The organism is Dolichospermum sp. UHCC 0406, from assembly GCF_009712025.1.
GTDB lineage: Bacteria > Cyanobacteriota > Cyanobacteriia > Cyanobacteriales > Nostocaceae > Dolichospermum > Dolichospermum lemmermannii.
In genome coordinates this window covers 81,351-99,203 of the sequence record NZ_VILA01000026.1, presented here as the reverse complement: position 1 = coordinate 99,203, position 17,853 = coordinate 81,351, and the positions used below count along the sequence as shown (strand labels likewise).

12 protein-coding genes and 2 pseudogenes are annotated in these 17,853 nt (G+C 39.0%); 8 read left to right on the top strand and 6 right to left on the bottom strand.

What is annotated here, in order from left to right; translation table 11 throughout:
• Positions 1-68: 68 nt before the first annotated feature.
• Positions 69-1,097, top strand: a complete 1,029-nt coding sequence (obgE, locus tag FJR09_RS20640) for a GTPase ObgE (protein ID WP_168651050.1) — start codon at positions 69-71, stop codon at positions 1,095-1,097.
• Between the two features lie 38 nt (positions 1,098-1,135).
• Here the strand turns inward: obgE and FJR09_RS20635 are convergent, their stop codons facing one another.
• Both FJR09_RS20635 and FJR09_RS20630 read right to left on the bottom strand, forming a co-directional pair.
• Positions 1,136-3,817, bottom strand: a complete 2,682-nt coding sequence (locus tag FJR09_RS20635) for a P-loop ATPase, Sll1717 family (protein ID WP_015080536.1) — start codon at positions 3,815-3,817, stop codon at positions 1,136-1,138.
• On the bottom strand, positions 3,814-4,254 hold the full coding sequence (locus FJR09_RS20630; RefSeq protein WP_015080535.1) for a HEPN domain-containing protein: 441 nt from the start codon (positions 4,252-4,254) through the stop codon (positions 3,814-3,816). The genes FJR09_RS20635 and FJR09_RS20630 overlap by 4 nt, the downstream gene beginning before the upstream one ends.
• Before the next feature lie 166 nt (positions 4,255-4,420).
• Here FJR09_RS20630 and FJR09_RS20625 point away from each other — a divergent pair.
• Positions 4,421-4,690: pseudogene (locus FJR09_RS20625) on the top strand (Uma2 family endonuclease); the annotation flags it as partial.
• 51 nt (positions 4,691-4,741) lie between these two features.
• Here FJR09_RS20625 and FJR09_RS20620 read toward each other — a convergent pair.
• From FJR09_RS20620 to FJR09_RS20610, 3 genes are read right to left on the bottom strand one after another with little or no spacing between them, the layout of a single operon-like run.
• Complete coding sequence (locus FJR09_RS20620) at positions 4,742-5,872, bottom strand: acyltransferase family protein (RefSeq protein ID WP_015080534.1); 1,131 nt, start codon at positions 5,870-5,872, stop codon at positions 4,742-4,744.
• Positions 5,873-5,896: 24 nt separating this feature from the next.
• Entirely contained in the window at positions 5,897-6,508 is a 612-nt protein-coding gene (locus tag FJR09_RS20615; RefSeq protein ID WP_371260407.1) for an NB-ARC domain-containing protein, read from the bottom strand.
• Between the two features lie 17 nt (positions 6,509-6,525).
• Positions 6,526-6,873, bottom strand: a complete 348-nt coding sequence (locus FJR09_RS20610; protein WP_168651048.1) for a helix-turn-helix transcriptional regulator — start codon at positions 6,871-6,873, stop codon at positions 6,526-6,528.
• 541 nt (positions 6,874-7,414) lie between these two features.
• Between FJR09_RS20610 and FJR09_RS26280 the strand changes: the two are divergent.
• The 5 genes and pseudogenes from FJR09_RS26280 to FJR09_RS20590 all read left to right on the top strand — a co-directional run.
• Positions 7,415-8,392, top strand: a pseudogene (locus FJR09_RS26280) (choice-of-anchor L domain-containing protein); the annotation flags it as partial.
• A gap of 1,410 nt (positions 8,393-9,802) precedes the next feature.
• Positions 9,803-11,434, top strand: coding sequence for a dockerin type I domain-containing protein (locus FJR09_RS26275; RefSeq protein WP_371416392.1), 1,632 nt, complete (start codon positions 9,803-9,805; stop codon positions 11,432-11,434).
• 554 nt (positions 11,435-11,988) lie between these two features.
• Entirely contained in the window at positions 11,989-14,373 is a 2,385-nt protein-coding gene (locus FJR09_RS20600; RefSeq protein ID WP_051155186.1) for a cadherin domain-containing protein, read from the top strand.
• A gap of 20 nt (positions 14,374-14,393) precedes the next feature.
• Positions 14,394-15,023, top strand: coding sequence for a hypothetical protein (locus FJR09_RS20595; RefSeq protein ID WP_015080531.1), 630 nt, complete (start codon positions 14,394-14,396; stop codon positions 15,021-15,023).
• A 24-nt stretch (positions 15,024-15,047) separates the two neighbouring features.
• Positions 15,048-15,506 carry a peroxiredoxin gene (locus tag FJR09_RS20590; RefSeq protein WP_015080530.1) on the top strand — a complete coding sequence of 153 codons (459 nt, stop codon included), beginning with the start codon at positions 15,048-15,050 and terminating at the stop codon, positions 15,504-15,506.
• 49 nt (positions 15,507-15,555) lie between these two features.
• Here the strand turns inward: FJR09_RS20590 and hpf are convergent, their stop codons facing one another.
• A complete protein-coding gene (gene hpf, locus FJR09_RS20585; RefSeq protein ID WP_015080529.1) occupies positions 15,556-16,191 on the bottom strand; it encodes a ribosome hibernation-promoting factor, HPF/YfiA family in 636 nt (211 codons plus the stop codon).
• A 933-nt stretch (positions 16,192-17,124) separates the two neighbouring features.
• Here hpf and lipB point away from each other — a divergent pair.
• Positions 17,125-17,832, top strand: a complete 708-nt coding sequence (gene lipB / locus FJR09_RS20580; protein WP_168652941.1) for a lipoyl(octanoyl) transferase LipB — start codon at positions 17,125-17,127, stop codon at positions 17,830-17,832.
• The last annotated feature ends 21 nt before the right edge of the window (positions 17,833-17,853 follow it).

The following is a 17,853-nucleotide window of genomic DNA, read 5'->3' as shown; positions in this document are numbered from 1 at the left end:
TAGTAGTCAATTGTTAGCGTAATTGACAACTGACAACTAACAACTAACAACTGACAACTGACTAAATTATGCAATTTATAGACCAATCAGTAATTGAAGTAGAAGCAGGTGACGGAGGCGATGGTATTGTTGCTTTCCGCAGAGAGAAATATGTACCAGCAGGTGGTCCTTCCGGTGGTAATGGCGGAAGAGGCGGTTCAATCATTTTTGTAGGTGATAGCAACCTCCAAACCTTGTTAGATTTTCGATATAAGCATTTGTTTAAGGCGCAAAATGGAGAACGTGGTGGACCGAATAATTGTACCGGTGCAGGTGGAAAAGATTTAATTGTTGAAGTTCCCTGTGGTACTTCTGTTTATGATGCGGCAACGAGTGCTTTACTATGCGATATAGTTGAACCTGGTCAAAGTTTTCAGGTTGCTAAAGGTGGTAAAGGTGGGCTAGGAAACCAACATTTTTTGAGTAATAGCAACCGCGTCCCCGAATATGCCCTTCCCGGATTGGAAGGAGAAAAAAAGGTATTACGTTTAGAGTTGAAATTGCTAGCAGAAGTAGGAATTATTGGTTTACCAAATGCGGGTAAATCTACTTTAATTTCTTCTTTATCAGCCGCACGTCCGAAAATCGCTGATTATCCTTTTACTACCTTAATTCCTAATTTGGGTGTGGTAAAAAAACCCACGGGTGATGGTACTGTTTTTGCTGATATTCCCGGTTTAATTGCAGGTGCTTCTCATGGTGCGGGTTTAGGTCATGATTTCTTGCGTCACATTGAACGGACAAGGGTTTTATTACATTTAATTGATGCGACAAGTGAAGATATCATCGCTGATTTTCATACTATTCAAGAAGAACTGAAAGCTTATGGACGCGGTTTAGCTAAACGTCCGCAGATTTTAGCTTTAAATAAAATAGATGCTGTTGATAGAGAAACTGTTGATTTGGAAGCTTTAGCTATGCAATTAAATCATCTGGCTTTAGCGCCAGTTTTTATAATTTCTGCGGTAACTCGCACTGGTTTAGATGCAATGATGCAGGAAATTTGGCGGATTTTAGATGAGATTAATGTGTTGGAAGCGGAAGAGGTTGTGGTTTAGTTGATGGGTTGATTTTGTTTTTTTTAAGTACAGTTTCGCTATCGTTGTCCCTTACGAACCATCCCCAGTCCATACAGGTACAATTCAGTAACTGCATAGACGCGAGGAGGAGGATCTTTGGGACGAGAGCGTTCTGTCAAAATACCAGCGTCAACCATATCCTGAATACGAAGTGATAATTCACCACCCTGCAAATTCCATATCTCAGATAACCTATCTTCATTAATGGGAGAGCGTTCTCCTTGAAGTCTTTCTAGAAAATCTTTCAATTCAGGATATTCATTACGTACCTCATCTACACGCTGCTGAGAAACACTAGGAAAAGCATTAATTAAAGCTTTTGGACGTAATGTTATATCTAAAGAATATTCTGTAGAAAATCCTTTTTCAATTTTCACAGCTTCTTCTAAAAGTAATATTAAACTGCGTGGAAAACAGTTTTTTTGGCCATCTGTAATACGAGTGATCACCCAATTATAAGTATAGGCTTTATTACCACTGCCCATACGCTCACCCCACAACGGATAAAGACTTTGGCGTAACTGTTCCAGCCCAATTATATCTAATCTTTCAACAGTAACTCCTAACTTTTCTCCCAAAGATTTGCTCAGAGATGAAGAATTTGTAAGAGCTTGACGCAGTACAAGTCGCCAGAGATCAACTTCCTCCCAACGTAATTCTAGTGAACGTCCGCTATAATGTCCTGTATTAGTAAAGTTAAATTGCTTCCAAATATCTTCACGTAAAAATATTTTCGGGACAATTTGTTTGAGATTTGTACCACTTTCTAACCACCATGCAAGTAAGGATTCTAGGGATCTTCTACGTCGAGTATAATCTTCTGGGCTAGAACCGAAACCTGCATCTAATTCATCATATAATAACCATACTACTTGATTTTTCTCTTGTAATACTCTGTCAATTAAACGCAGTTCATCGGCAGCTTGTGGTTTCTTGGTTGGTGAGTTGGATCTTTCTACCATCCATGTAACAATATCAGAGTGAGCAGGGGTTTCTTGATTACTTAATGCAACTAATTTTTCATCTAAACCAGTTAGTGAACGTAATTCCGATAAATGATGACACAGTTGTAAAAGAGCATAATTGAGCCAGAAAAATTGCCAGTCATTTATACCAACTTGATCTTCGTAGCTTTGAAGGTCAAACCTATCTAAAATTGTGCTTGATACTCTAGGTTGACCATGACCAGGAACAAAGTGAACATGATCTAAATTAACATCCGATTGAGCTAGTTCTTTTGCTGCTGTTGGTTGTTCTACAAACAGTCTAAACAATAGGCTTTTTCCTGTTCCTTTAGCACCACGAATCAACCAGATTCTATTACTTAAAAATTTAGGAAAATCTTCTGTACGTTGAAATATTTCGGAAATATTTTCTGGTTCTAGTTCTTGTGCTGTAGCTGCCAATTTTAATTCATTCAGGATCTTTTTCCGATCATCAATAGTTTTACTAACAATACTGGGTTTGATATCCGGTAAACTGGCATCAATAGTATCAGCAATTGGTATATATTCATCTAATAAACTTTTGGGTACATCATTAACTAAACTAGATAAAGTCGTAATAATAGGATTATAGAAAATTGTATGATGTAGTTCATCAATTTTTGGACCTAGAGATATAGCAAAATCACCTTCATAGCAATTTTGATCAATCCACTTTTCAACTTTTATTACTAATTCTTTATATTGAGGTAATGTTGGAATAGGAGTTAATAGAAATCTAACATCAGGTTTACCCTGATATTGTTTTTGTTTCAGAATTGCCTTGATCACCCAACGTAATCCTTGAAAACTTTGATCAGTTGGTGAAAAACAAATTATTGCTGTATCGGCTAAATCAAAAAGTGTAATTGCAGCTACATCATTAAATCCAGGACGCGCATCAATTAAAATTACATCTGGTTCTAGTTGCTTTTTAATATCTTCTATCAGTTGCTTAACTGGATTTTTTGCAGTCCGATAAAAAGAACGCATATCTAAATCAGCTAACCGATGAATATAATTTTCGTCATATTCTCCCACGGGAACTAAAAATAGTTCTCCGCGAGTTTGTAAATTTATCTGTTGGATACAATCAGCAATATTAGGAATATTTTCTTCAGGGGTTAAAGACCTTTGATGTAGATAATCTAAAACTCCAAAATTTTCTCCAGTAGTATTTTCTATATCCTGCTGAAACATAACTGAAATTCCAGGAGCTTCTAAATCAAAATCTACCATTACCACGCGACGATTGCGGGTTGCTAGTATACCTGCTACCACTCCTAAAGCTGTAGAGCGACCTACACCTCCCTTGAAAGAATAAAAGGTAACAACTAAAGGTTTTTTAGTAGGAATATCTTCATCTACCTCCACTGCTTGATCAGGTTTGGGAGCCATTAAAATATCTGACCAAAGTGGTACTTTAACATACTCAGGAGGTTGTTTTATTGCTTCTGCTGGTGTTAGTAATTCATAGCCGGATATTGGATATTGACCAAGATTGAAATTAGGTTCAAGATTTCCTAGTAATTCATCTATTTTTTGTTCTCTTTCAATTAAGAATTTACCCTCAAATTTTTGAGTAACTATCCTAATTTTTATCCAACCTAATGAAATTCTTTTGACACTCACTTCTACTTGTTCGTCTTCACGGCTCAGATTTTCATGTAAGTGTTGATAAATAATATCAGGTGTTAAGTTTATATTCTCTATCATGATGCCTCGTTTTGCCTTGCTAGAAAAAAGGTGTGTAAAATTTTTACTGCTGCTATAAATTTTTCACTATCTTCTTCATCACCTAATTTATCAGAATATCTTAATTCATCATTATCCCACATTGATGATACTAATTTCCATGCAGCTTTATAAATACCACTTCTATCTAATTGTATACTTTTTTCAATATATTTTAACTCATTGAGTAAGTTTGTTAAATTATGCAACCTAGCGCCTTGTATTTTCTGGAAAACGGTTGTTTCTTTAAAGTGGTTTTTCCCTTGTTCATAACATATTAGAGATTTTAACGCACATTCAACTGCATAACCACCTAGATAAATAGCACCCGTCCAACGTTTTTGTTCATGCAATTTTAAAGCATCTTCGAGACGACGACGAGAAGCACCTAGTTGGCACTGTCTATGATAAGTATCCATTAAAATACCTTACAATGTAAAATAGTCAAATAATCTCAGTATTTTAACAAAAAATCTAGCATTACTTATGTATTTGAAATATAAGCTTCAGAATATTTTACTCAAAAGTAGAGAATCTCAATAGTATTTGCTGATAAAATTGACTATATCATTATACTAAATACTGGTGATGATTGCTGAAGTGTTATCAACATCTACCAAAAGTTATGATAAAGATGAAAAGTTTGCAGCTTATCGAACTATTCCTGATTTTCAAGAATATATTTTAATTGACCAATATACAATGCACGTTGAACAATATTCCAAAACTGATCATAACAAATGGATTTTTTCGGAATATTCAGATAGTCATGATTCTTTAAATTTAGCTGCTATTTCTTGTCAAATTTTGCTGGAAGATATCTATGATAAGGTAGATTTTGAAGTAAAAGAATGAATTTCTTACAGACTTTGAACAGGCAAGATGCCTGTCCCACAAAAGTTTTATTTACACTTTAATAAACCAACGTTTCTGATACATCAAAACAGCAACACCATACCAAAATAACAGGGTAACAAATGCAAACAAAAATGAGCCGTTGAAATTTCCTGCCCAAGATGCAAAGATATTTTGGTAAATCCAATTATAGATACTAACGGCAGTTTCACCTGTACCGATTTGGGTTTTGGCAGTGATTTTAATCAGGAATACAGAAGCCACAAAAAGAGCGATCGCATTTAATCCCATGATCTCAAAAGGCTTACTCCAGCGTTTAATTAACCTCACTTCTATCAATTCATAACAAGCTGCTAATAACATTAACGCCCAACCAGTGGTAAATAAAACATAGGAACTCGTCCAAATTTTCTTATTAATGGGAAATGACACATCCCAAATAATTGCAATTACCAAACAACACAAACCAAACAATACTAAATCCATGCTAGTTTGTGAAGTAGCTTGTTTTTTATCTTTAATCCATTGTCCAGTAAAATAACCGGCTAAAACGCTAACTATTGCCGGAATAGTGCTGAAAAGTCCTTCTGGATCTCCCAGGAAATTAAACCCATCACCTTTATATAAATGTGCCTTGGGAATAATTAATCTGTCAATAAATGCGCCAAAATTACCTTCTCTCGTTAGCACTCCTGCACCATAATCAGGAACAGGAATATACATCATTGTCAACCAATAAGCAATTAGTAATCCTCCTGCTACTAACCATTGACTTTTGCGAGGTAATTTTAAAACTATTAAAGATGCAAAAAGATAAGTTAAAGCAATTCGTTGCAATACTCCCATCAAGCGGATACTACTTAAATCAAAAGTCCAAACACCTTGATTCCAAAAACCATTTAATACTAAACCCAATATAAACAGAATCGCAGTGCGGCGCAGGATGCGTAAGTAAACTGCTTTGGTGGGCTTGTTCTGGGCGGTATATTTTGCTAAAGAAAAGGTCATTGCTACACCGACAATGAATAAAAAGCAGGGAAATATTAAATCAGTAGGTGTACAACCGTGCCATTGGGCATGACTGAGGGGACGATAAACATCATCTGCGACTCCTGCCATATTAGCAAGAATCATCGCTGCAATGGTGATACCACGAAACACATCAAGTGAACTCAGACGCATAGGCGGAATAATCTATTTGAGAGTCTAACGGGTACTTTTTTCTTCTAGAAACTTCCCAATGTCACCATCAAATAAGTCAATGATGGTACTAACAACCACTTTAATTTTGAGGGGATTATTTCCATAGAGATAGCATAGTTCATATTTTTGTTCATCAGTTCCCAATAATTGTTTTGATTGGATTAGGGAAAAAGCTATTTCTGATGAACCCAATAATCCCAAAGAACGTACTGATAATGTCCACTTCTCCATAAAACCAACTTCAGCAGGTTTGGATTGACTTGTGAAAATGAGACAGCTTTGATGGTGTGTTTCCGCAATTATTTGGGTTAGTTGAGTATATTTTATATAATTAACATCTGAAGCCGGGTCAAGATTATCCAAGATAATCAGACAACGACGAGTACGCAAATAATGGATAACTCGATTAATGTCGGATTTGCTTTCTTTGTGATTAGAGACAAAAGATAGCAAGTCAGTGATCATACTCTCAAAAGATGGAACAGTAGGCACTGAACGCCAAAAAACGCAATCAAACTCACCCCCAATCTGTTTTGCTAGTTGAGTAGCTAAAGCTGTTTTACCAATTCCACTGATACCGAACAATCCTACCAACCGACAGCTATCTTGGATAATCCATGATTCTAACTGTATCAGTTCTTCCCTACGTCCGTAAAATGGTGAAATATCAATTGCTGTTCCCCAGTCTTGGAATTTATTGAAATTGTTTTTTTTTTGCGTATTTGTCCGGATTGCGGGGGGGGGGTAGATATTACTTCATCGCTGCTAGTGGTAATTTCTTGCCAATCTAGATTTAATTTGCGACATAGTTCTTCAACGGTTCTATAGTTAACAGGTTTACCAGTTAAGAAATTACTAACTGTAGCTAAGGATAATCCGGTATCATCAGCTAAGGCTCTTTGGTTAGCATATCCACTGCGTGTAACAGCCACCCTAACCTTGTCAATACAGTCATAACGAAGGCATAGTGATCTTGGCATTGATTTCTGTTAAGTGGTTATTCCCATGATGAAAGCGTACAGATGATGGTTCATTTTTACGCTTAAACCCGCCTATTTTAGGTAATTTATGACTTTAATTTTTAATTTCTTTTAGTCTAAATTCCCGTTACTGTATTTAATTTTAGGATATTTTGGCTGGTGTTGAGCGATCGCCTCTTTTATTTTTCCGAAGTTTTCTGTTGTGAAGGGGGGAAACCGGAATCTAATCCCCTCCCTTTTGCAATTATCGTGTACACACAAGTCAAATTACCCCCCTTAATCCTTACGAAGGGGGGAAACAAGAAAATCCAGTTCCCTCCCCTTTGCAAGGGGAGGGTTAGGGTGGGGTGAAAAAGATTGTAGAGACCGCCCGCTACTCATCCCCAGCATAAAATTACATTGAGGCTGGGGACTTTCGCGTATTGTTAAAAAACTTAATATATGTGCAATCAAAGTCAGTACAAAGTCAGTAATAGTCAGTACGGAACTTAGTCATTTATAGTATATACTCAAAAAAGCAACTATATACAGGGTCATATTTATGACAGCACCAAACACGGATAACTTGGTTTCGAGTCTTATTGGCTCAGGTGTTGAGGTTACGAATGCTGAATATACTGGAGATAGCCGCGCCGCAGGCATCTTTAATGATCCCTCTCTGGGAATTGGTATTGATTCAGGAATCATCCTCAGCACTGGTGACGTCGCCAATATTTATGGTCCCAATAATAGCGACTCCACTGGCACTGCATTCGCTACTGATGGGGATACTGATTTAAATGGGTTGGTTTCTCCTAGCGCAACTAGAGATGCGGCGGTTTTGGAATTTGACTTTACTCCGACGGAGAGTTTTATCAGTTTCCAGTATGTGTTTGCCTCTGAAGAGTATAACGAATATGTCAACTCTAGTTTCAACGATGTTTTTGGCTTCTTTATAACCGATTCTCAGGGTAATAAGCAAAATATTGCGGTTATCCCCGGTACAAACACCCCGATCGCCATCAATAACGTTAATCTGGGAAGCAATTCTGGGTATTACCGCAACAACGACCCAAGTGACTATGGTTTTGGGAATACGCCCTTTAATATAGGATTCGATGGGTTAACTACGCCTTTAACAGCGGTTGCAAGTGTAACACCAGGTCAAACCTATCATTTTAAGTTAGCGATCGCTGATAATAGTGACAGTGTTTATGACTCTGCGGTATTCATTAAGAATGGCGGTTTTATTTCTACGCCTTTGGTGTCTGTTAATGATGCTGCCAATACATATCAAGAAACACCAATAACGATTAATGTCTTGGGTAACGATATTGTTCCTAGTGGTGAAACGCCGAGCATTTCTAATTTCCAACAAGTAAGTGATAACGGCGGGTCTGTCACACTTTCAGACAACGGAACGCCAGACAACCTAGCCGATGACCAGTTAGTTTATACGCCGCCAACAGGGTTCTCTGGGGTTGATCAATTTGAATATACCCTAGCTGATAGTCAAGGCAATACCAGCATAGCCCAGGTTTCCATTCAAGTCCAGCCTACTTACCAACAATATACCTTTACCTATACCTATGGTAATGGAGATAGCTATTCTGGTTATGGCTATGCTGCACAGGGAACCTATACGGTTGGTCAAGTATTGGATGGTTACACCAATGAAACAGGCAACCCCGGCTATTACACCATTGATTCTGTTGACAATGCTGGCACTGGCAACAACAACTACGTCTATGTCACCAGCTACACCGATGGGGATACTGGTTATGGTACAACAAATAGTATTAGCTTGTGGGGCTACTCTGGTTTAGGCTCTGAATATGGCTATGCCTACAATGCCAACTATTCAGGAGACACTCTTTTCAACAGCTATTACGAAGCAGATTTGCCTGCCGTCCTGCAAGTGCGACTGAATCTGCTGGCAGATAACGATGGAATAGCTGGTGAAATAATCAGCAATGACCAAGTAGGACTAAATCGTTCCTTCTTTGTGGAAATACAAGTAGGAGACCTGCGTGGAAATGCGGCTGGAGTTAACGGTTTAGGACTTAACTTAGCTTGGGATGGGCTGATTCTGGAATCTATTGATACGCCCTTTGACCCCACCAACATTATCACCGCCAATTTCCCCCTATTACAGGATGGAACTGTAGACAATAGCAGTGGTTTGATTAACAACCTCAGTGGCGGTTCTCTCCCCGCTTTTGAACTGGGTCAAGCTATAGGAGTGAATCAGTTAGAACGCTTTGCTCTTCTGCGCTTCCAAACAGAAAATTCCACCGGGACTTACTATTTCACAACCACAGTAGATAATGCTGCTTTAGCGGATGACAATCCCTACTACTCTCTAGATGTGGAAACATCCCAACCAATTTTCATAGGTTCAGTTTACAACCAATATAACTTTACCTATAACTACGGTAATCTCGATAATCTCGATAGTTATACGGGTTATGTTTATGCTGTGGAGGGTACTTATACACCAGGTCAAACCATTGGCAACATTGATAACGAAACGGGGAATTATGGCTATTACACCATTGGCTCCATTGCCTCCACTACTTTAGATAGTTCCTATAACAACCACGTCTATGTCACCAGCTACACCGATGGCGATACAGGTTTTGGAACAACAACTAATATCAGCGGTTATGGCTACTCTGGTTTAGGCTCTGAATATGGCTATGCCTATGACGCAAGTGGCAATAGTTCCGACCCCTACTTTAGCCCATACTACGAAGCTGATATTCTGGCTAATCAGAAATATAACTTCACCTATAGCTATGGTAATGGGGATAGTTACAGTGGTTATGGCTACGCAGCAGTAGGAACCTATACAGCAGGTCAAACCATTGGCGGCATTGCTAACGAAACCAATCTTTATCCTGGCGGTACAGGAGCGGTTGAAAACAATACTCTTGGTTCTAGTTGGGGTATGGATTCAGTCTACCACCTGTCCTATACCTTTACTAATGTATCCGATGCCCTAACCCTGAATTTTATAGGCTCTGGCCTACAGGAAATCACTGATGAAAGTTGGGGATTGGATAATGTCAAAGTGACTGCTGGTGGTTTCAATTACTCCAATGACTTTGAAAGCGATTCCGTAACTGGTTGGTCAAGCTCGACCCGTTCCACAACTCCTGTTGGTTCCCGCAATTTCCTCGGTGAATTTGGTAACGATACGGTGAGCCTAGCGCTCAATGATGTCGCTCTAAACGGTAGCGTCACCGTAGAGTTTGACTTGTTTATTATAAACAGTTGGGATGGGAATGGTACTACTTTTGGTGCCGGTCCAGACAAATTTACTGTCAATACTTCAGACGGTCAAACCTTATTAAATACGACCTTTGCTAATTATCCTGGTGAGCTTCAATCCTATCCTGGTGCGGGGCAGAGTGGCCAGTACACCATTGACTCGGTTGAGTTAGGCAATACTAACGCAGGCTATAACGGCTACGTCTATGTCACCAGCTACACAGATGGTGATACAGGTTTTGGTGCAGCAGGCTATCTTAGTAGCGGAACTGGCTACTATGGTTTAGGCTCTGAATACGGTTATGCCTATGACGCAAACGGCTATAGTTCCGACCCCTACTTCAGCCAATACTACGAAGCTGACATCCAGAACCAACTATTCAACTACACCTACACCTACGGTAATGGCGATAGTTATAGTGGTTATGGCTACGCAGCAGCAGGAACCTATACAGCAGGTCAAGTATTGGATGGTTATGCCAATGAGACAGGAAATACTGGCTACTATACCATTGACTCAGAGAGCGCTGGAACAACGGATAGTTCCTACAACAATCGTGTCTATGTGACTAGCTACACAGATGGTGATACTGGTTACGGTGAGACCACCAATCTCTATAGCTATGACGGCGGTTCTGGGCTAGGCTCAGAATACGGTTATGCTTACACAGCAGATGGGTATAGTTATGATTCCTACTTCAGCCCATACTCCGAAGCTGATCTTGTGATTCCAGATTTGGCTATTACTGATAATTCAGGCAATGCCAATGATTCTAGTATCAAATTCACAACAGAACTATCCAAGTTCCGTAAGGGCTACCAAGACAGCGATTATGTCCGCCCCAATTATGCTGATACCACCAAATACTTTGACATCACCAATACGGGGACAGGTGTTCTGGTAGTTTCGGATATTCAGATTAATGTCAGCGGGGTTACTGTGAATCTGGATTTGTCAGGGGATAAAGACCTGTTCCTGAATGCGGGTTCGAGCCAACGGGTTAACTTGACCTATGATCCTTTGGTGGCTGGGGAAAACTTTGATCTTACTAATGGTCTGGTATTGTTTACCAACATTCCTAATTGGTCTCAGTACGAGGTCGCCTTGTCCGGTAAATCCACCTTTAACTCAGACATCAACTATGATGGCAAAGTTAATACTGGTGATTTAGGTTCACTGAACCAAGCAAAAAAGAACTTTGATAACGGAATTTTTGATGCCACTGCTGATATCACTGGTGATGGTTTTATTAATACCCTTGATGCAAGTGCTTTGACTGCTGACATCAAACTGAAATTGTCAGTTTAAGTTCTCGGTGTCTACTTAGGGACTTCCAATTAAAAAAATACCCAAAAATTTCTTGTGGTGCGGGCATCTTGCCCGCTAACCATCAAGGACGGGCAGGATGCCCATCCCACAAAATTGGGTAATTTATTTTTTGGTGTTCCCTTAGAGGGTGTTTGAAAAGTCCCTCATGGTGTATCAAATATTTTCAGATCCCCCTAAATCCCCCTTAAAAAGGGGGACTTTGACTCTAGTTCCCCCCTTGCTAAGGGGGGTTAGGGGGGATCTGTAAGTGCCTAAAATCACAACCTAAAACTTTTCAAACAACCTCTTAACTCCTGAAATTATTCCCTGCCTATTAGACTATCTCCGAAAATTAAATGGGCGTGGTTTGAAACCATTGTAAAGACGTTCCATGGAACGTCTCTACAATCTTTACCGGAGATGTCTATTACTTAGGGCTTGCTCGATAAACCGAAAACCTCAATAAATTAAGGTGTCTTCAGTCCGCAGAGTGTCAAGACACCGTTGTGTACAGTTATTGTCAGAATTCATTTAGACAAGTCGAAGAAAATATTATGGCATTCAGTATTAAAATCCAACTATTTGCTGATAATGACGGTCTTATCAGCGATGCTGTTGATAGCGTTATGGCTGGAAACAGTTTTTATGCACAAATTTTAGTTGGTGACTTCCGTAGTGATGCAGTCGGATTAATTGGTTTTTTGTCTTCCATACAATGGAATCCAAATATTCTACAATCTTTGGATGATCCTTTTAACCCTGATGAAGTTATTACCTCAAACTTTCCCGCCGTTTTTGGTGGTACTTTAGATAACACTGTTGGGCGGATTGGCGATTTAGAAGCGGGGGCTTTACCTGCATTTGATTTCGGTCAAGCAATAGGTGTTGATAAACTAGAACCCTTTGCTACTCTTCACTTTTTAGCCGAAGCAGATGTTACCGCTTCAGATTTTGTCCTGATTCCTAATCTATCGGGCTTGGCTTTTACCGATGATTATGTAAATAATGCACCCCTGATTCCCACCCCAGGGGCTTTTTTAGAAAATAGTAATAATATTATTCTCACTGTTTCTGACCCTAATCCACAAGATACTGTAACCTTTGCTATTACAGGGGGAGCGGATCAATCTTTATTTACTCTTGATCCCACAACGGGTCAACTCACGTTTAATAGTATTCCTGATTTTGAAAATCCCATTGATAGTAATCAAGATAATATTTATGAGGTGCAGATTACAGCCCACGATAATTTTGGGGAACCGGCAACGACTACTCTGAGGGGTTTAACTGTCTCTGCACTGAATATACAAGTTACCAATGTTAACGAAACCCCAACAAATCTAACCCTTAGCAATACCAATATTAACGAAAATGTCGCCCCTCTGACTGTAGTTGAAGATTTCAGCACCACAGATCCTGATGCGGGTAATACTTTCACCTATACTCTGATAAGTGGTGTGGGAGACACTGATAATAATCTCTTTACTATTAGTAGTAATCAACTGAAAATTAATGCTTCTCCCGATTTTGAAACTAAGAGTAGTTACAGCATCCTTGTCAAAACCACAGACCAAGGGGGGTTAAGTTACGAAAAACAATTAACTATTGGGGTCAATGATCTTAACGAAGCCCCAACAAGTCTAACCCTTAGCAATAACAGTGTTAACGAAAATGTCGCCCCTCTGACTGTAATTGGAAACTTCAGCACGACGGATGTTGATGCGGGTAATACGTTCACCTATACTCTGATAAGTGGTGCGGGAGACACTGATAATAATCTCTTTACTATTAGTAGTAATCAACTGAAAATTAATGCTTCTCCCGATTTTGAAACTAAGAGTAGTTACAGCATCCTTGTCAAAACCACAGACCAAGGGGGGTTAAGTTACGAAAAACAATTAACTATTGGGGTCAATGATCTTAACGAAGCCCCAACAAGTCTAACCCTTAGCAATAACAGTATTAACGAAAATGTTGCTCTTCTCACTGTAATCGGAGATTTCAGCGCCACAGATCCTGATGCAGGTAACACATTATTTACCTATAGCCTGGTAAACGGTGCAGGAGACACGGATAATAATGTCTTTACCATTAGTAGCAATCAACTAAAAATTAATGCTTCTCCCGATTTTGAAACTAAGAATAGTTACAACATCCGTGTCCAAACCACAGACCAAGGAGGGTTAAGTTATGAAAAACAATTAACTATTGGTGTTAATAATGTTAACGAAACCCCAACAAATCTCATCCTTAGTAATACCAGTGTTAACGAAAATGTTGCCCTTCTGACTGTAATCGGAGATTTCAGTACCACGGATATTGATACGGGTAATACCTTCAGTTATAGCCTGGTAAACGGTGCAGGAGACACGGATAATAATGTCTTTACCATTAGTAGCAATCAACTAAAAATTAATGCTTCTCCCGATTTTGAAACTAAGAATAGTTACAGCATCCGTGTCAAAACCACAGACCAAGGGGGGTTAAGTCATGAAAAACAATTAACTATTGGTGTTAATGATCTCAATGAAATTATTGGTAATCCTTCAATTAACAATGGACGTAACCCAATTGTAGGAACTGCTGTTTCTGACTACATTATAGGCGGTCCAGGGGCAAAAACCATTACCGGAGGTGCGGGTAATGATTTGTTCGTATTTACCGATCTTCGAGATGTGGGACAACGGATTACGGATTTTACTGTGGGAGCAGACAAAATTGTTCTTACTAAATTAATCAGTAGTATAAGTTATAATGGCACTAATCCTATTGCGGATCAATACATCAGATTTGTAGCGGGAACAGGTAGTAATACTGGTAGTACCTTTTTGCAAATTGATCGGGATGGGATTTCCGGTAGTGCCATATTTAAGAACTTCCTTCAGATTGACAACATCACTACCACCCAGTTAAATAACGTTGATAACTTTGTCTTTTAACATTTTCTATCAGGACCTCTATGTTGACTCAACTTAAAAACCCTCTGATCACCATCGGTATAACCTTGTCCACTGGTATCAGTTTCATGGCAATCTCTGCTCCTGCTTACTCTATCACCTTAGTTAATTTAAACACTTTTAACTCCATTGGAGATGTTAGTAGTAACAAAACAGTTATTTACTCAGGTTTATTGAATACGGTTATTACTGGTGGTGGTACTGATAGTTTAGAGGCATTTCTGAGTATTGATCCGAACAATTTTTCAAATGCTATTCCAGACAATCAATATGGTTCAGCCATTAAAAGTACCTTCACTAACATCAATTCTGGAGATGTGTTTAGCTTCAACTGGGATTTTACAAGCACAGATCAAGATCAAGCTTTTGTAACGATTGCCAATAATATTCAACCCTTAACTGGTAATAATGGTACTTATAACTATGCCTTCACTTCACCGGGAAGTTATAATGTTGGTATTGGGGTTGTTGACGTTAATGATTCAACAGGTCAATCAACTCTCACCCTAAGTAATGCTCAAATTCAGGCTGTTCCTTGGGAAACTGATACCCTACCAATATTAGGTAGTACAATTCTTTTTGGTATTGGTGTTTGGGCTAAACGTAAATACACTGACAATTCTAAATCTTGACACTCCCTAATTAATAATTTTAATATGTCTATCAAAGTTGGAGATACCGCGCCTAATTTTAGTCTACCTACCCAAAACGGCGAAAATGTTAGCTTGGCAGACTTTCGGGGTAAAAAATCCGTTGTTCTCTATTTTTATCCCAAGGATGATACACCAGGATGTACTATAGAATCTTGCGCTTTTCGAGATCAATATGCAGTATTTCAAGCCGCTGGCGCTGAAGTTATTGGTGTGAGTGGTGACTCTAGCGACTCTCATCAAAAGTTTGCAAATAAATACAATTTACCTTTTACACTTTTAAGTGATCAAGGTGATAAAGTCCGAAAACAATATGGTGCAACTACCGCTTTTGGTTTTATTCCCGGCCGAGTCACCTATGTGATTGACAAAAATGGTGTGGTTCAGTATGTACTTGATTCCATGTTGAACTTTAAAGGCCACGTTGAAGAAGCATTGAAAACCCTGCAACAACTAGCAGCATAAATTAAGATCCCCGACTTCTCAGAGAAGTCGGGGATCTGACTCTCGATAATTAAACTCTAGATTTTTCTGCTACACCAACATGAGCAGATTTGCCATTTTTACCGTTGCCGTTACCGTTATTACGAGGTTGAATTACTCCATAACCGCCGTGATTACGTTCATAAATGACGTTAATCTCTCCACTTTCTGCATTATGAAACATATAAAAGTCATGTCCCACCAGTTGCAGTTGTTCTTGCGCTTCTGCCAATGTCATTGGTGGCATGGAGAAGTATTTGGTGCGAACAACCTCTTGGGGTAATTCAGCGGTGCGATCGCCTATTAAATCCGCTGCAACTGTTTCGGGCGCTACTACTTCGTTAGTTGATATAGGTTGAGTTTTATGATCCTGCCTTTTTTCCTTATATTTCCGTAATTGCCGAGCAATTTTGTCGGCAACTAGGTCAATACTTGCATATAAGCTTTCGCTGCTTTCCTCCGCACGGATAACACTACCATTAGCATAAATAGTTACTTCTGCCGCTTGCTTCGTACTTATTCGGGGATTGCGAGCTACGCTTAAATGGACATCCACTTGATTGGTGATGTTCTGGAAGTGACTAACTGCCTTTTCAATCTTTTGATGCACATATTCACGAATTGCATCAGTGATTTCAATATTTTTACCGTGGATGACAAGCTTCATGTAAACTCTCCCGCTCAATATTATATGTGATGTTTTCAGTTAGGAATAGAAATTGCGGTAAGGCCTATCACTGCCACCAGCATAAATCGCCACCTATCCCTAAGACATTGCCTTTTAGCATTTTTAACACTTCTTACATCTTCATGTTTGCGCTATTTATCGTCTTGTTTCCAACTGTTTACCAAGGAATTGGCTGTTTGAAGCAAAACTATTGAATTAGGCCTTTTGAGATATATTTCTTTTAAACGCCTACTTCTATGGAACTTTACCAAAATAGGAGTGCTTGCCGTTCTATAAAACTTACCCAAAATTACCAAAGTCTAGACACATCTGGACAGCGATAACCTTAGTGTTTACTTCCTGCTTCATCACGGTCTTAGAATGGCTTCTAAGAGGTTTTTCCGCTCCACAGGCAATCTCGGTAGAACTTACCGTTTCTGACCGTAGTTCCTAAAAGGAACCCTTTTCTTGTCCCCCAGTCTTGTTCACTATTGTATAGAGAATACAACCATTTTGGGAAATTTGATCCTGATTGATACAAATAAATTTTTAAGTTGCCATCAGTCAGTAAATTAGCTGGTATTGTCTTAGCTTAATGCTCTTCTCCCAACGCCCATTCAGGTTATATATTCAAACTAGCACCTTGTGGTTTATAAAATATATTTCCTTGACGTTCCTTTAAGATCCTTTGCATAGCTTGACATTTGTTCGTTATATTTTTGGGAAATAAGAGGTAAGTAGCTTGGCACAATTAAATATAAAACCTCTCTCCAAACCTGTCCCCTACCAGGGGAGAGGCTTTGACTCCCCCTTCCCTGGTAGGGAAGGGGGTTGGGGGGTTAGGTTTATATTATATTTTTACATTTTTTAACGCCCACTTACTTATCGGGTGTCTTCCCTCTTGCCTCTTTCTTGCTTATCACCTATTCACTGATGATTCCTAGCACTCAATTGAACCCGTACCGTTGTTTACTATATAATGTTGGCGTAATGCCTTATGAAACCGCTCATCAGTGGCAGCGATCGCTCGTTGCAGAACGCATTCACAATCCAGAACTAGATGATGTCTTAATTCTACTAGAACATCCCCCCGTCTACACCTTGGGGACAGCAGCAAATCCAGAATTTATTAAATTTAATCTTGACAAAAGTGATTATGATGTGCATCGCATTGAAAGAGGCGGCGAAGTTACCTATCATTGTCCCGGACAATTGGTAGGTTATCCCATTTTAAACTTACGTCATTACCGTCAAGACTTGCATTGGTACTTGCGTCAACTTGAGGAAGTATTAATTCGCGTTTTAGCAAATTACGACTTGAAAGGAGAACGGATTCCTGGTTTTACCGGAGTTTGGCTAGAAGGATACAAAATTGCTGCCATCGGCATAAAAGTGAGTAAATGGATTACCATGCACGGTTTTTCCTTAAATGTTTGTCCAGACATGACAGGATTTAAACAAATTATCCCCTGTGGTATTATTGATAAACCAGTCAGCAGTTTAGCCAAATGGATTCCTGACATTACCTGTAACCAAGTCCGTCCTTTTGTCAATCAATGTTTTGCAGAAGTATTTGGTGTGGAATTTGAGGTTGATAAATCTCCGACTAGCTACAAAAATCTTTACAATAAAAAAGAATAGCAATCATACATAATACAAATT

Excerpts from the sequence above, each read along its gene's own strand:
- FJR09_RS20590 (WP_015080530.1), top strand. The coding sequence starts at position 15,048 with ATGTCTATCAAAGTTGGAGATACCGCGCCTAATTTTAGTCTACCTACC.
- FJR09_RS26275 (WP_371416392.1), top strand. The coding sequence starts at position 9,803 with ATGGATTCAGTCTACCACCTGTCCTATACCTTTACTAATGTATCCGAT.
- FJR09_RS20630 (WP_015080535.1), bottom strand. The coding sequence starts at position 4,254 with ATGGATACTTATCATAGACAGTGCCAACTAGGTGCTTCTCGTCGTCGT.
- FJR09_RS20635 (WP_015080536.1), bottom strand. The coding sequence starts at position 3,817 with ATGATAGAGAATATAAACTTAACACCTGATATTATTTATCAACACTTA.
- FJR09_RS20610 (WP_168651048.1), bottom strand. The coding sequence starts at position 6,873 with ATGCCAAGATCACTATGCCTTCGTTATGACTGTATTGACAAGGTTAGG.
- FJR09_RS20600 (WP_051155186.1), top strand. The coding sequence starts at position 11,989 with ATGGCATTCAGTATTAAAATCCAACTATTTGCTGATAATGACGGTCTT.
- hpf (WP_015080529.1), bottom strand. The coding sequence starts at position 16,191 with ATGAAGCTTGTCATCCACGGTAAAAATATTGAAATCACTGATGCAATT.
- FJR09_RS20595 (WP_015080531.1), top strand. The coding sequence starts at position 14,394 with ATGTTGACTCAACTTAAAAACCCTCTGATCACCATCGGTATAACCTTG.
- obgE (WP_168651050.1), top strand. The coding sequence starts at position 69 with ATGCAATTTATAGACCAATCAGTAATTGAAGTAGAAGCAGGTGACGGA.
- FJR09_RS20620 (WP_015080534.1), bottom strand. The coding sequence starts at position 5,872 with ATGCGTCTGAGTTCACTTGATGTGTTTCGTGGTATCACCATTGCAGCG.
- lipB (WP_168652941.1), top strand. The coding sequence starts at position 17,125 with ATGATTCCTAGCACTCAATTGAACCCGTACCGTTGTTTACTATATAAT.